At 72.5% G+C, this 14979-nt stretch carries 12 protein-coding genes; 7 read left to right on the top strand and 5 right to left on the bottom strand.

Annotated elements, in window-relative coordinates; genetic code table 11:
* Window positions 1–15 precede the first annotated feature (15 nt).
* The 4 genes from JNK12_11350 to JNK12_11365 are packed head-to-tail and all read left to right on the top strand — an operon-like array spanning window position 16 to window position 4468.
* The gene (locus JNK12_11350) at window positions 16–1170 is read left to right on the top strand and encodes a DUF4915 domain-containing protein (protein ID MBL8776525.1); all 1155 of its coding nucleotides are present in this window, start codon (window positions 16–18) and stop codon (window positions 1168–1170) included.
* On the top strand, window positions 1167–2099 hold the full coding sequence (locus JNK12_11355; protein ID MBL8776526.1) for a sulfotransferase: 933 nt from the start codon (window positions 1167–1169) through the stop codon (window positions 2097–2099). The genes JNK12_11350 and JNK12_11355 overlap by 4 nt, the downstream gene beginning before the upstream one ends.
* A gap of 27 nt (window positions 2100–2126) precedes the next feature.
* Window positions 2127–3059, top strand: a complete 933-nt coding sequence (locus tag JNK12_11360) for an NAD-dependent epimerase/dehydratase family protein (protein MBL8776527.1) — start codon at window positions 2127–2129, stop codon at window positions 3057–3059.
* Window positions 3056–4468 carry a hypothetical protein gene (locus JNK12_11365; protein ID MBL8776528.1) on the top strand — a complete coding sequence of 471 codons (1413 nt, stop codon included), beginning with the start codon at window positions 3056–3058 and terminating at the stop codon, window positions 4466–4468. The genes JNK12_11360 and JNK12_11365 overlap by 4 nt, the downstream gene beginning before the upstream one ends.
* Window positions 4469–4690: 222 nt before the next feature.
* Here the strand turns inward: JNK12_11365 and sucD are convergent, their stop codons facing one another.
* Genes sucD through JNK12_11380 form a run of 3 tightly spaced genes read right to left on the bottom strand, consistent with a single transcriptional unit; the run spans window position 4691 to window position 7157 of the window.
* Window positions 4691–5581: a succinate--CoA ligase subunit alpha gene (gene sucD, locus JNK12_11370; protein MBL8776529.1), complete on the bottom strand. Its 891-nt coding sequence runs from the start codon at window positions 5579–5581 to the stop codon at window positions 4691–4693.
* Window positions 5582–5586: 5 nt separating this feature from the next.
* Complete coding sequence (gene sucC / locus JNK12_11375; GenBank protein ID MBL8776530.1) at window positions 5587–6735, bottom strand: ADP-forming succinate--CoA ligase subunit beta; 1149 nt, start codon at window positions 6733–6735, stop codon at window positions 5587–5589.
* The gene (locus JNK12_11380) at window positions 6735–7157 is read right to left on the bottom strand and encodes a cobalamin B12-binding domain-containing protein (protein MBL8776531.1); all 423 of its coding nucleotides are present in this window, start codon (window positions 7155–7157) and stop codon (window positions 6735–6737) included. Before JNK12_11380 ends, sucC begins: the two co-directional genes overlap by 1 nt.
* A gap of 21 nt (window positions 7158–7178) precedes the next feature.
* On the opposite strand from JNK12_11380, the gene JNK12_11385 reads away from it, so the two are divergent.
* Window positions 7179–7679: a hypothetical protein gene (locus JNK12_11385; protein MBL8776532.1), complete on the top strand. Its 501-nt coding sequence runs from the start codon at window positions 7179–7181 to the stop codon at window positions 7677–7679.
* A gap of 17 nt (window positions 7680–7696) precedes the next feature.
* Window positions 7697–10612, top strand: a complete 2916-nt coding sequence (locus tag JNK12_11390; protein MBL8776533.1) for an AAA family ATPase — start codon at window positions 7697–7699, stop codon at window positions 10610–10612.
* On the opposite strand, the gene JNK12_11395 is transcribed toward JNK12_11390, so the two are convergent.
* Both JNK12_11395 and JNK12_11400 read right to left on the bottom strand, forming a co-directional pair.
* Window positions 10609–12099 (bottom strand): AMP-binding protein, encoded by a 1491-nt coding sequence (locus JNK12_11395; protein ID MBL8776534.1) that lies wholly within the window; start codon window positions 12097–12099, stop codon window positions 10609–10611. The genes JNK12_11390 and JNK12_11395 overlap by 4 nt on opposite strands.
* Window positions 12100–12170: 71 nt before the next feature.
* Window positions 12171–13481, bottom strand: a complete 1311-nt coding sequence (locus JNK12_11400) for a hypothetical protein (protein ID MBL8776535.1) — start codon at window positions 13479–13481, stop codon at window positions 12171–12173.
* 198 nt (window positions 13482–13679) lie between these two features.
* On the opposite strand from JNK12_11400, the gene JNK12_11405 reads away from it, so the two are divergent.
* Window positions 13680–14978 carry a YibE/F family protein gene (locus JNK12_11405; protein MBL8776536.1) on the top strand — a complete coding sequence of 433 codons (1299 nt, stop codon included), beginning with the start codon at window positions 13680–13682 and terminating at the stop codon, window positions 14976–14978.
* Window position 14979: the final 1 nt, after the last annotated feature.

Raw genomic sequence — 14979 nt, forward strand, 5'->3', positions numbered from 1 at the left:
GCGGGAGGGCAGCACGTGAGCGACGCCGACGCCGCCTGGCGCGATCCGCTGCAAGTGGTCACCGGTGCTACCCAACCGGTCGACCCGCGCCTGCTCCTCCACAGGACCCACGGCCCGTTCTGGGAGCTCCTCGACGAGGCCGGGATCCTTTTGCTCGTCTCACGAGAGTACGAGCACCTTCTGATGGCGCTGTCCGGACGCGGTGGGCGGCGTGAGATCACCTACCTGCCCGTCCCCCATCCATCGGGCGTCGCGTTCGACGCATCGCGAGGGATCGTCCACGTGGCCAGCACGCGGAATCCGAACCAGGTGCTGGAGCTCGAACCAGTGGCGTCGCCCGATTGGAGGCACACAGACGGTCAGCTCGGCGGCGGTCCACTGATCCCGCTACGCACCGCTGTCCTTCCCGGACGTCTGTACCTCCACGATCTGGCGCTCATCGGCGGACGCCTGCACGGCAACGCCGTTGGCCACGACGCCGTGATCCGCATCTCTCACGGCTCCTACGCGGACGTGTGGGCGCCCAAGGTGATCGAGGAGGAGACGCCCGACCGACGCGTGAACTTCCTCCAACTCAACTCCATCGCGGCCGGCCGCACCCTGGCGGCGTCGTTCTTCACCGCATCCACGGATCGCCCGGGCGACAAGACACCCGGGCATCCGGCCTTTCCCGTCGACGGACGGGGTGTGGTGTTCTCAGGACGCACCCGAGAACCGGTGGTGCGCGGACTGACCCGGCCCCACTCAGCGCGACTCTCCGCCACCGACGACAGCCTCTGGGTCCTCAACAGCGGGTACGGCGAACTCGGGACCGTCGACATCCGTGCGGGGCTGTTCGAGCCCGTCATCAGTCTCCCCGGTTGGACCCGTGGCCTCGCCCTCCACGGCCACCTCGCCATCGTGGCGACCTCCAGGGTGCTCCCCCGGTTCCACCAGTACGCACCCGGGCTGGATCCGGACGCCTGCGTGTGCGGTGTTCACATCATCGATCTCAGGTCGGGAACGGCTCTGGCCTCGCTCCGCTGGAAGAACGGCGACCAGGTCTTCGCCGTCGAGGCCGTGCCGGCGCAGTTCACCAGCGGGCTACCGGCTGGACCGAACAGAGGTGCAGGCATGCGCGACTCCCTGTTCTACGATTTCGAGCCGACGAGGGGGAAGGGACCGCAGTGACCGCCGACGCGACCGAGTTCCGCCTGCTCATGCTGGGCGCCATGTACGAGAACGGGGGGAACGTCACCCACCGCAGCCTCGACGGGCACCCGCAGCTGGCGGTGTACCCCTTCGAGTCGCAGTTGGGCACCCGCCACGTCCAGGACGGCCTCAGCTCGATGTTCCCCCTCAAGTACCGCTGGCCCGAATTCCTGCTGGACGCCACGCCGGCGCAGGACTTCCACGCCATCATCGACGAGGAGGCCAAGGTCCGGGCCCGCACCCCCCACGTCAGCAAGTTCCGCCACGTCCGCTTCGACCTCGACGACGAGGAGCGCAAGGCCGTGTACGCCGAGCTCGTCGCCGCCTCGGGCCGCTCCCGGGGCGACAACGTGGCGGCGTTCTTCCGGGCCACGTTCGCCACGTGGAAGAACTGGAACGCCTCGGGCGCCGAGGAGGTCTACGTCGGCTACAGCCCGATCGTCACCGTCGACACCGTCCGCATCCTCGACGACCTGCCCGGCGCCCACGTCCTGCACGTCGTGCGCAACCCCTGGTCGGCGTACGCCGACACCAAGAAGCGACCCGTCCCCATGGGCATCGACGCCTACCTCCAGGCGTGGACGACCTGCCAGCAGCACGCCCTCCTCGCCCAGCGCCGGGACCCCGAGCGGGTCCACATCGTGAAGGCGGAGGACGTCATGGCCGACGCGGTCGCCGCCCTCGGCCCGGTGTGCCGGGCCCTCGGCCTCGAGGTGCGGGACTCGCTGGCCACCCCGAGCTGGAACGGCGAGGCCCTCGACGAGGTCTACCCGTGGGGCACCATCCGGTCTGCCACGCCCGAGGCCAACCTCGCCACCGCCCACGAGCTCAGCCCCGCAGAGGTCGAGCACGTCCGCGCCGGCGCCTGGCCCTACCTCGACGAGCTGGGCTACTCGGACCTCCTCTGATGGCACGGCTCTGATGGCGCGGCTCTGATGGCTCGGGTGGCGGTCACCGGCGGGACCGGGTTCGTGGGGGCAAACCTCGTGCGCCGCCTGCGCCACGACGGCCACGAGGTGCACCTCCTCGTGCGCCCCGGCCACCACCGGTGGCGCCTGGAGGACGTGGCCGACGACCTGCACTGGCGCGAGGTCGACCTCGGCGCCCGTGATGAGCTGGCCGACCTCGTCCACGTCATGGCGCCCGACCAGGTCTTCCACCTGGCCGCCCACGGCGCCTACTCCTGGCAGACCGACGAGCGGGCCATCTTCGCGACCAATGTCGTCGCCACCGACCACCTGGTGGCCGCCTGCCGGCGCGCCGAGGTGCCGGTCCTGGTGCACACGGGCTCTTCGTCCGAGTACGGCGCCGTCGACCACGCCCCGGGCGAGGACGAGGCCCCGCACCCGAACAGCTACTACGCCCTGACCAAGAGCTGGGCCAGCCTCGCCGTCCAGCACGCCGGCTACACGTCGCTGCGCCTCTACTCGGTGTACGGACCGTGGGAGGACCCGCGGCGCCTGGTGGCCACCCTCGTCGAGCACGGCCTCGAGGGCCGCCTGCCGCCACTGGCCGACCCGGCCACGGCGCGGGACTTCGTGCACGTGGACGATGTGGTCGACGCCCTCGTCTCCGCTGCGGCCCGACCGGCGGTCGCAGGCGGCCGCATCTACAACGTCGGCACGGGCGTGCAGACGTTGTTGCGCGATGCCGTCGCCGTCGCCCGGGCCACCTTCGCCATCGAGGCCGAGCCGGCGTGGTCGACGCTGACCCCTCGTTCGTGGGACACCGACGTCTGGGTCGCCGACCCCCGCCGCATCGCCGCCGAGCTGGGCTGGCGCCCCACCACGACCTTCGCCGACGGCTTCGCCCGCACCGTCGCGTGGCAGCGCGAGCTCGCCGGCCGCAGCGAGGTCGTCGAGCCGTGACCGCGCTCGCCGCCCGCCTCGCCGAACGACGCTGGGCCCTCGGCGCACTGGCCGCCCTCGTGCTCGGCCGGGCCGCCTGGTACGCCGTGCAGGGCGTCAACTTCGTGCTCGACGACTGGAGCCTCGCCGGCTACCGCCACTTCAACGGCGCCATGACCGAGCCCATGCTCGAGAGCCGCCCCGGCACGTGGGCCTCGCTCACCGCGATCTACACCGTCGCCGACACCCACCCGTTGGTGCTGTTCGGCGTGATCACCGCCCTGTACCTGGCCGCCACCGTGCTGCTGTACCTGCTGCTCGGCCGCTACCTGTCCCCCCTCGTGGCGGTGGCGGTCGCCGCGGTCTGGGTGGTCCTGCCCAACCACAACACCATCGCTTTGTGGGGGGCCATCGGCAACGGCCTCACCGCCCTCGTCCTCACCCTCGCCGGGGTGCTCGCCCTCACCTATGGGCGCTGGGCCATCGCCGCGGTCCTCCTCGGTGCCTCGGTGCTCAGCTACGAGCTCTTCACCCCACTGTGCCTGCTCGCCCCCCTGCTGGTGCCCGGGCCGTGGCAGCGCCACACCAGCCCCCGAACGGTGCGGCCATGGCAGCGGGCCGTCGTGATCGGCGCCGGCCTCGCCGCCGCGGCCTGGTCGGCCACGCACTCGATCTACCCGCTCGAGCTCCGCCTGCCCGACCCCGTCGTCTACTGGTCCGGCCACTTCGGCACCGGCTTGCTGGCCAGCGCCGCCCCACCGGCGGCACTGCGCCTCGCGTTGGCCGCCCTGGCCGCGGTCGGCGTGGTCGTGTGCCTGGTCGCCTGGCTGCGGGGCGAGCGAGGGCGCGAGTCCGGCCCCAGCCTCGTGCTCGCCGGCATCGCCCTCATGGTCGTGAGCGCCTGGGTGGGCTTCACCCTGCCGCTGGGGTCACACGGCCAGAACGACCGGCTGTTCGCGGCGTCCTCCATCGGCTCGGCCCTCGTCGTGGTGGGCATCGTGCGCTTCGCCTGGGACCGCAGCCACGCCTCGCTGCCGTCCCATCGGATCGCCCGGGGCCTGATCTACGCCGGCGTGGCCGCCTTCGTGGGTGTGTGCCTCATCGGCCAGCGCATCTCCCTCGGCTCGTGGATCGAGGCCGGGGACGACGCCGTGGCCGCGATGGCCTACATCCGCGAGAACGCCGACGGCGACCCGGGGGCCAGCCACTTCGTCATCGGTCCCACCCGCATCTACCGCAACGCGGTGAGCGGCATCCAGGACGGCGACGGCAAGTGGGCCCTGCGCCTCACCTTCGGTGACGAGGGCGGCGGCACCCTACGCATCCCCGACACCCCCGACGGTTTCATCCAGCAAACCGATGACGAGGTGCTTGTCGAATGGTCGCAGGTCTTGCCAGGACCACCTCCCCCGCCGGCCACCGACCCCTGAGAAACGGGGTAGCGGGCCGGGGGTGGCGCCGTTCCGGAGGGTCCAGGAGCCGCCGCCGGTTCTTGGTTTTGGCGGCGGTCCTGGATACCGGAACGGGGACAGGACCCGCCGGCCCGCGGGGGCAGCCCCCTAGAGCCGGCGGTCCTGGATACCGGAACGGGGACAGGACCCGCCGGCCCGCGGGGCAGCCCCCTGGAGCCGCCGGCCCGCGGGGGCAGCCCCCTAGAGCCCTAGGTCTTTGACGATGCCGGCCATGAGCTCGCCGGCCTCGGTGGGGTTCTGGCCCACCTGGGCGCCGGCGGCGCGCAAGGCGTCCATCTTCGCCGAGGCCGTGCCCTTGCCACCCGAAACGATGGCGCCGGCGTGGCCCATCTTCTTGCCGGGAGGGGCGGTCACGCCGGCGATGTACGCGGACACCGGCTTCGTCATGGAGCTCTTGATGAAGTCCGCCGCCTCCTCCTCGGCCGAGCCACCGATCTCGCCGATCATCATCACGGCCTTGGTGTCCGGGTCGGCCTCGAAGCGCTCGAGGCAGTCGATGAAGGTGGTGCCGGGGACGGGGTCCCCGCCGATGCCCACGCAGGTGGTCTGACCGATGCCCTTCTGGGTGAGCTCGTGCAGGGCCTGGTAGGTGAGCGTGCCCGAGCGGCTCACGATGCCCACCGGACCGCCGCCCATGGCGATCTCGCCGGCGGTGATGCCGATGTTGCACTTGCCGGGGCTGATGATGCCGGGGCAGTTCGGGCCGAGCAGCTGCACGTCGGGGAAGTTGCGCTTGAGGTCGTTGTAGAACAGCGCCTCGTCCTGGGCAGGCACGCCCTCGGTGATGACCACGATCATCTTCACGCCGCCCTCGGCGGCCTCCATGACCGCGGCCTTGACGCCGGGGGCGGGGATGAAGATGCAGGACACGTCGGCGCCGGTGGCCTCGACCGCGTCGCCCACGGAGGCGAAGATCGGGATGCCGTCGACCTCCTCGCCGGCCTTCTTCGGGTTGGTGCCGGCCACCACCTGGGTGCCGTAGTCCCGGTTGCGCAGGCCGTAGAAGCGGCCCTGGCTGCCGGTGAGGCCCTGGTAGACGACCTTGGTGTTCTCGTCGACGAAAATTGCCATCGGGATCAGGCTCCTTCCGCGGCAAGGGCCACGGCGCGGCGGGCCGCCTCGAGCATCGTCGGCTCGGACAGCAGCTTGTCGGATGCGTGCTCGGCGAGGATCGCCCGGCCCTCGTCGGCGTTGGTGCCGTCGAGGCGGATCACGATGGGGGAGCTGATCTCCACGCGGCTCAGGGCCTGGACGATGCCGTTGGCCACCTCCTCGCCGCGGGTGATGCCGCCGAAGATGTTGATGAAGATCGAGCGGACTTTCTCGTCGTTGTTGATCACCTCGAGGGCGCCGGCCATCACGTCGGCGTTGGCGCCGCCACCGATGTCGAGGAAGTTGGCGGGCGAGCCGCCGACCTGGCTGACCACGTCGACGGTGCTCATGGCCAGGCCGGCACCGTTGGCGATGATGCCGACGCTGCCGTCGAGGCCCACGTACTGGAGGCCCTTCTCGTGCGCCGCCTCCTCGCGCTCGTCGCGCACCTGGGTGGCGTCGTACTGCTCGTAGTCGGGGTGGCGGAACAGCGCGTTGGTGTCGAGGGTGACCTTCGCGTCCAGCGCGTGCACGGCCCCGTCCGGCTTGACGATGAGCGGGTTGATCTCGACGAGGTCGGCGTCGCCCTCGACGTAGGCCCGGTAGAGCTTGAGGAGGATGTCGACGGCCCCGTCGGTGACGTCGGGGTTCAGCTTGGCGGCCAGCACCCACTCACGGCAGGCCTCGGGGGTGAGGCCGTCGACCGGGTCGATGTGGATCTTGGCGATGGCGTCGGGGTCGGTCTCGGCCACGGCCTCGATCTCCACGCCGCCCTGGGCCGAGAGCATGCCGAGGTGCTTCTTGGCCGCACGGTCGAGGGTGAAGCTGGCGTAGTACTCCTCGGCGATGTCCGAGGCGAGCTCGATCCAGAGGATCTCGACGGTGTGGCCCTTGATGTCCATGCCCAGGATGTTCTGGGCGTGCTCACGGCAGGACGCAGCGTCGTCGGCGAGCTTGATGCCGCCGGCCTTGCCGCGACCGCCGACCTGCACCTGGGCCTTCACCACGACCGGGTAGCCGATGCGGTCGGCGGCGGCCACGGCGTCGTCCACCGTGGTGACCGCCTCACCGGGCGAGACGGGGATGTCGTAGGAAGCGAAGAACTGCTTCCCCTGGTACTCGTACAGGTCCACTAGGCGTGTGCCTCCATGTTTCGCTCACGCGCCTCGAGGGCGGTCGTGAGCCAGTCGGTGATGGTGTCGATCGAGGTGCCGGGGCTGAAGACCGCGGCCACGCCGGCCGCTTCGAGGGCCGGCACGTCGGCGTCGGGGATGATCCCGCCGCCGAACACGAGGGCATCCTCGCGCCCCTGGGCCCGTAGCTCGGCGATGACGCGGGGGAACAGCGTGAGGTGGGCGCCGGAGAGCACCGAGAGGCCGACGGCGTCGGCGTCCTCCTGCACGACGGCGGCGGCCACCTGCTCGGGGGTCTGGAAGAGGCCGGTGTAGATGACCTCGAACCCGGCGTCGCGGAGCGCCCGGGCGATGACCTTCACGCCGCGGTCGTGACCGTCGAGGCCGGTCTTGGCCACGACGACCCGGTAGCGGTGCTCCACGACGGCCGATAGTAAGAGGGTGTGACCAAGGGCACCAAAGCCGTCGTGATCGCCGTCGTGGCCGTCGTGGCCGGCCTGGGCGTCGGGTGGCTGGTGCTCCAGCTCGCCTCGTCCGGGCAGGCCGACATCAACCTCGGCGAGGACGAGTTCAACGCCGGCTTCACCGAGGTGCTCGCCGACGCCATCGACGAGGGCGACGGGCAGCCGCTGATCTTCAGCGACGTGTCCGGCGGCGACCGCGACATCTACGTCCAGCACCTCGGCACGGACGACGACGAGGGCTGGACCGCGTTCGAGACCCGGGTGCCCGATCGCGAGGACTGCTTCGCCGAGTGGGACGTCGCCACCGGGCAGTTCGTGGCCACCTGCGACGCCGAGCTCACCTTCCCCGCCGATGGCGAAGGGCTCACGGCCTACCCCACCACCGTCAACGCCGACGGACGCCTCATCATCGACCTGCGCTCGACCACCGGCGGGAGCGGCGGCGACACCACCACGTCCACCGCGGCGCCGGCGCCGTAGCTGGTCGGGGTCGGACCATGGGCGACGGGGCGGGCGACGGGGCGGGCAACGTGGCGGGGTCGGGCCGATCGAGGGTCCCTGGCACCCGCGACCTGCTCGAGCGCAGCGCAGAGCTCGCCCACGTCGACCAGGCCTGCGAGGCGCTGCGGGCGGGCCTCGGCACCCTCACCCTCGTTCGGGCCGCCCCGGGACTGGGCAAGTCGAGTCTGCTCGACGCCGTCGCCGGCACCGCCGCCGCCGAAGGCATCGAGGTGCTGCGGGCACAGGGCAGCGAGCTCGAGCAGGACTTCGCCTTCGGTGGCGTCCGACTCCTGCTCGAGCCCGCCCTGGCGCGGCTGGACGAGCCGACGAGGCGCCGGGTGCTGTCCGGCGCGGCCGCACGAGCCGCCGGCCTGCTCACCGCCGACGGCGAGGAGGGGGGTGGCAACCTCGCCGGTGACCTGCCCAGCGTGCTCCACAGCCTGCACTGGGTGGTGGCCAACCTCGCAGATCGGCGTCCCGTCCTCGTGGTGGTCGACGACCTGCAGTGGCTCGACCAGCCCAGCCGCCGGTTCCTGCTCCACCTCAGCCGCCGCATCGGCGACGTCGCGGTCGCGGTGGTCATCGCCTCCCGCCCCGAGGAGCCGGCGAGCGATGACGGGATCGAGGCGCTTCGTCGGCTCCCGGCCGCGGTCGTCCTCGATCTCGCGCCCCTCAGCGACGCGGCGGTCCTCGCGCTCCAGCGGACGGGAGGGGCCGGCGCGAGCATCGCCGGGGACGACTTCGTGCGCCTCGTGGGTGGGAACCCGCTCGTCGCCTCCCAGCTCCTCGCCGACGCCGACGTCGTCTCGTTGCGGGGATCCGACGTCGGCGATGCCGAACCGTCGGGTCTCCCGGGCGTCGAGGACCTGGTGCACCGCTCCGTCGAGCACCGGATGCGCGATCTCGACGCCTCCGCGCTCGGCGTGCTGCGGGCGGCGGCCCTCGTCGAGGACGGCACCACGGTCGACGTCGTGGCGGCGATGGCGGGCGTCAGCGCCGCCGTCGCCCGCCGTGCCGTCACCGGACTCGCCGACGCCGCCCTCCTCGCCGCGGGCCCCTCGGTCACCTTCGCCCATCCCGTCGTGCGGGCCGCGGTGCGCGACACCGTCGTGCCCGATGAGGCGGCGGCGCTGCACGAACGGGCCGTCGAGGTCCTCCTGGCCCGGCAGGCACCGGCAGAGGTGGTCGCCCCGCACCTCGCCGCGTCCCCACCCCGCGGCGACGCCGGCCGGTTCCGCCTGCTCCACGCCGCCGGACGCCGGGCCCTCAGCGCGGGGTCGCCGCACGCGGCCGTCCGGTGGCTCCGACGGGCGTCCTACGAACCACCGCCGGACGAGCGGCGCATCGCGCTCCTGACCGACCTCGTGCGGGCCGAGATCGGTGCCCGCGACGACGAGTCGTGGCGGACCCACCTCGACGAGCTGACGGCAGGGGGCGACGCCCAGGAACGGTCGGCGGCGCTGGCCAGGGTGGGCGACGCCCTCCTCGTCGCGGGCGAGCTCGCCGCCGCCGGCGACGCCTTCCGCCAGGGCCTCGCGCTCTTCGCCGACGACCCGACAGGTAGTGACCCCCACCTCGACCTCCGCCTCCGACTGGTGGCCGGGCTGGCCTTCGCGGCCCGCTCGGACCCTGCGGCCCGACGCGAGCGGGAGCGGGCGCTCGCCCTCGTCCTCGCCCAACCGCCGACGGCGCTCACGCCGGGCGGCAGGGCCCTCCTGGCCCAGGTGGCGTTCGAGCGGGCTCGTCGTGTGGACGGGGCCCACGACGTGCGCGAGCTGGCGGAGCGAGCCCTCGCCCACGAGCCCGGCGGCGCCGGTCTCGCGCCGGGCTCGAGGCCCTACCTGTTGGTCGTGCTGTGCCTCACCTTCCTTGACGACTGGGAGGCGGCGGGGACGCTCCTCGACACGGCGGTCGACACCGCTGCCCGTTCCGGGCGAGTGGTGCCCTACACCGCCTCGCTGCTCTACCGGGCCCGGGTCCGGTTCCACACGGGTCGCATCGCGGACGCCCTCGGCGACATCAACGATGCCCACGATGCCGGTCGGGACCTCTTCGACCTGGACCTCCCCGGCCTCGAGGCCACACGGGCCCTCGCCCGCCTCGAGGCCGGTGATCCCGCCCCCGACGTGCTGGCCGACCTGGTCCTCCCGTCCGGGCGGGCCTGGGACCAGGGGCCAGGTTTGGATCTCTGGCTGCTGGCCCGATCCCAGGCGCGCCTCGCCGTCGACGACGTCGCGGGCGCCGTGGCCGACGCCCGCGAAGCGGGGCGGCGACGGCAGGCCGCGGGATCCGAGAACCCGGCGACGGCACCCTGGCGGCGCACCCTGGCGCTGGCCCTGCACCGGTCCGGCGACCACCGCGGGGCGATGGCGCTCCTCGACGAGGAGCTCGCGCTGGCGCGCGCCTTCGGCGCACCACGACTGACCGCGGTCCCCCTTCGCCTGCTGGGGTCCATCGAGCAGGACCGCACCGCCGCGCTCGACCATCTCGAGGAGGCGCTGGCGCTGATCGAGTCCACACCCTGCGCGCTCGAACGGATGAAGGTGCTGCTGGCGCTGGGGGCGGAGACCCGGCGCCAGGGGCAGCCGGTGGCGGCCCGCGCCCACTTGCGTCGAGCCGTGCAGGAGGCCGATGCCGGCGGCGCCCGGGCCGTCGCCGATGCCGCCCGCGCCGAGCTGCGCCTCGCCGGCGGGCGCCTGCGACGGGTCGCGCTCGTGGGCCCGGCCGCGCTCACGCCGGGCGAGCGCCGCGTCGCCGAGCTCGCCGCCGAAGGACTCACCAACCGTGAGGTCGCCCAACAGCTGTTCGTGACCGTGAAGACCGTCGAGTACCACCTGGGGAACGCCTACGGGAAGCTCGGCGTGCGGTCGCGGCGCGAGCTCCCCGCCGCCCTCACGCCGGCGAGCGCCTAGCCCTCGGCGGCCTCGAACAGCGCGATGACCTCGCGCTTCTGCACCTTCGTCGTGCCCGTGCGGGGCAGGTCCTCGACGAAGAGCACCCGCTGTGGCGCCTTGTAGGAGGACAGGCGATCGGCCGCCCACGCCACGAGGTCGTCCGGCGACAGGTCGACGGTCCCGTCCACTCGAACGGCCGCCGCGGGCACCGCTCCTTTGACCTCGTCGGGCAGGCCGACCACGGCGGCTTCGAGCACCGCGGGGTGCTCCTCGAGCGCGGCTTCCACCTCACGGGCGTAGACCGAGTAGCCGCCGTGCATGAACACGTCCTTCTTGCGACCGGCGAAGGTCGCGGTGCCGAGCATGCCCTTGCGCACGAGGTCGCCCGTGCGCAGCCAGCCGTCTTCGGTCACCGCGTCGGCGGTGGCCTCGGGGCTGCCCCAGTAGCCCTTCAGGACGCCGGGTCCCTTCATCCAGAGCTCGCCCTCGCCACCGACCCCGACGTCCTGGCCGTGCTCGTCGACGACCTTGAACTGGTAGCCGGGCAGGGGCAGGAGCGAGTCGCCGACGGCGGGCAGCGAGAGCTTGGCCGCCGCCGCGCCCCCGGTCTCGACCATGCCGTAGCCCTCGACGAACAGGGCGTCACCGACCGCTCCGACGACCGGGAGGTGCGCGGTGGCCCCCATCCGCCGGAAGGCCGCGGCGAGGTCCGGAGGCATGGCGTCGGCCCCGGAGATCCACACCCGCACCGACGACAGGTCACGCTCGGCGGCACCGGCCTCCCACATCATGCGGTACATCGCCGGCACTCCGATGAACAGCGACGACTTCCGCGCCTCGAGCGCATCGAGCACGTCGGTGGGGCGGAACCGGCCGAGGAAGTACACGGGGATGCCGGCGCAGGCGAGGCCCACGAGGGCGGCGAAGCCCATGATGTGGGCGATGGGCAGGCCGACGACCGCCTCGTCACGGCGGAGCCAGTCCGGGTTGGCCGCGCCGGCGTTGACCGCACCGATCAGGGCCCGGTGGGTGAGCTCGGCGCCTTTCGGCTTGCCGGTGGTGCCCGAGGTGTAGAACAGCGCGGCGATGTCTCCCGGCTCGGCCGGAGCCGCCTCGTCGAGCGGAGACCCGCCGTCGAGCTCGTCGAGGTTCCGCACGACGAGATGGGCGCCCGAGTCGGCGATGACGTGGTCGACCTCCTCGGGGCGCATGCGGTCGTTGACCGGCACGGGGAGCGCACCGGCGCGACTCACCGCGAGGCAGGCGAGGAGCAGGTCGTAGGTGTTGGGCAGCGCGAGCACCACCCGATCACCCGGCTCCACGCGCTCGGCGACGGCACCCGCCCAGCGAGCCACCCGGTCGGCGGCGTCGGCGTAGCTCAGGTCTTCGCCGTCGGCCTCGGCGACGAGGCGGGTCGAGCCGTGGAACGACGCCAGTCGGGCGAGCAGCGTGCCGAGGGTCAGATCACGACCCAGGGCGAACTGGGCCCGGGCGAAAGGGTTCATCGCCGCGACCCTACCCAGGCCCCGGACGCAGACGCCCGGGGCCTGGACAGTGGTGAGCGAAGGAGTGGACCTCAGGCCTCGCCGACCACCACGAGGTCGTCGTAGGTGTACGTGGTCGTCACGCCGGCGGCGGCGTCCTGGCTCACGGTTCCGCAGAACGACAATCCCGAGAAGCCCTTCACCACGTCATCGTTCACCGACACCAGGCGCTCGCCGTCGACGAACACGTCGAGGTTGCTGCTGTCCCCGTTGGTGTTCCAGCCCGCGGAGAGCCGCCAGGGGCCTTCGCCGGCGAACGCTCCCGTCACCTCGTCGAGCAGCACGAACTCGCCGTCCACGGGGTACAGCCCGATCGAGGCGTAGCCGTCAGCCGAGAGCGCGAACTCGTAGGTGCCCTCGGCGCCCTGGAGGCACAAGCCACCGAAGGCACCGGTGAGATCGCCGTCGAGGGTGGCGGTGATCGTGCCCACGTCGGGGATCGGTGCCTTCACCGGCACGCCGGCGTCCACGATCCCCGTCATCTCGAACGCGTACGCCCCGTCGACGTAGCCGGCCGTGCCGCTGGGGCCCGAGAGTTCGGGGAAGCCGCTGTCCGGATCCGAGAAGTCGTCCTCGAGCTCCAGTGAGCCGTCGCCGGCCTCGCCGGCGATGTCCACGCTGGTGAAGGTGGCCCCGCCGGCGGTGGTGCCGTCGAGGTTCACCGCGATGCCGGTGAACCCGGCCCCGAGGCCGTCGTCGTCGGTCGCCGACGCCACCTCGACGCCCCCGACGGTCAGGGTCAGCGTCACGGGACCACCGTCTCCCTCGCCGAGACACGTACCCGCCACTTCGACCGGCTCCGAGGTGGCCAGCCCCTCGTCGACGCCCTCCTCGAGCACGACGGGCTCGTCCGGCGCGGCCTGGCTCCACCGGGCGATGGCGAAGGCACCGGAACCGGGGTCGACGGTGAGGGTGTAGAAGGCGTTGGGACCGGTCCGGCTCACCCGGCAGGACACCCCCGCCTGGGCGCCGCCTTCGGTCGGCCCGGCGAGGCCCACCGTCGTGGTGCTGTCGGCGACGTCGACCGGACCGTCGTCGGCGTAGCCGAAGAACGACGGGGTGCCATCGACCGACACCTCGTAGCCGTCGGCGGTGAAGGCGGCGGAGAACTGGTCGGTCTCGGACTCGCCCCAGCCGTTGGCGTCGTCCCCCATGTCGTCGTCGAACAGGGGCTCGAGGTCCGGCGCCGTCGTGGCCGTGGGGGCCACCGTCGTGTCGACGGAGGCATCGGCCTCCTCGTCTCCACCGTCTCCACCACCGCCTCCACAGGCGGCCAGGACGAGCGCAGCGGCCACCAGGCACGCGAGCGCGCCGCGCCGGGTCGAGAGGCGAGAGGTCGTCATGAGAGTTCGGCTCCTGGGAGATCGGGGGGAGGGCACAGCCATGCCGCGGGAGAGGTGCCCCGGCACTGTCGCGGGCGGCCCCGCGGTCAGCACTAGGGGTCGCCCCCAGGATTAGGACGGCGGTCCGCGTCGGCCGCGCCCTCGCGCGCGAGCCTGGGCCCCGGTCGAATCGAGAAATCACCCGAAGGACGCGACGAGATGGCCCATCGCCACGGCAACCGGCCCGAGGCCGAGCACGTGCGCCGCGGCCTCAACTGGTTCGTGGGCGCCGTCGCCCTCGTCACGGTGCTCGGCGTCGTGGTGCTGTGGCCCCGCGGCGAGGGCCCCGACCTGGGCGCCAGCACCCAGGGCCTGATCTACGTCGACGCCACTGTCACCCGGGTCGACACCACCGACTGCACCGACATCGACGAGCAGCTGCCGACCGAGTGCCAGGAGGTGACCGTCCGGCTCACCTCCGGCCCGGAGCGCAACGACCTCGCCACCTTCCTCAGCTCGGACATCGACTTCAGCGCCCCGGAGTTCTCCGAGGGGGACGACGTGGTGCTGCTCTACAACGCCCTCGCCCCCGAGGAGTTCCAGTACAGCTTCGTCGAGTACCAGCGCTCGACGCCCCTCGTCTGGCTGACCGTCGTGTTCGTGGTCGTCGTCGTGGCCGTCGGCCGCTGGAAGGGCGTGCGCTCGCTCGCCGGGCTCGCCCTCAGCCTGGGCGTGATCATGCTCTTCCTGTTGCCGGCCCTGCTCCGGGACCAGAACCCGGTGGCCGTCGCCCTCGTCACCACCTCGGTCATCGCGTTCGCTGCCCTCTACGTCGCCCACGGCATCCGCGCCTCGACCACGGTCGCGCTCGTGGGCACCCTCGCCAGCGTGGCGTTGATCACCGTGCTCGCCGCCGTCCTCGCAGGGGTCGCCGAGCTCACCGGCCTCAACGACGCCAACGTCCAGACCCTCCGGGTCACCGCGTCAGCGCTGGACCTGCGCGGCATCGTCATCGCCGGCATGGTGATCGGCGCGCTGGGCGTGCTCGACGATGTCACCGTCACCCAGGTCGCCGCCGTCGACGAGCTTCGCCACGCCAACCCCGACCTCAGCGCACGCGCCCTCTACCAGGGGGCCATGCGCATCGGCCGCGACCACGTTGCGTCCACGATCAACACGCTGGTCCTGGCCTACACCGGCGCGTCGCTCGCCCTCCTGCTCTTCTTCCAGCAGGAGGGGCGCGAGCTCGGTCGGGTGATCACCCGAGAGGTGGTGGCCATCGAGATCGTGCGGGCGCTGGTCGGCAGCATCGGCCTCGTGCTGTCGGTGCCCATCACCACCGCCCTGGCCGTGGCCACCCTGCGTGACGACGCACCCGGGGACGCCTCGGCCGCGTCCGCGACGGGTGCCGACCGTGCGGACGAGGCCTCCGATCACCCGGGAGCGACAGCCGACGAGCCCGGCGGGGGCCAACCCCGCTGGGACGACTTCGGTCCCGCCGACCAGCTGGACCTCTAGG

The sequence above is a fragment of the Acidimicrobiales bacterium genome (assembly GCA_016794585.1).
GTDB lineage: Bacteria > Actinomycetota > Acidimicrobiia > Acidimicrobiales > DATDAH01 > JAEUJM01.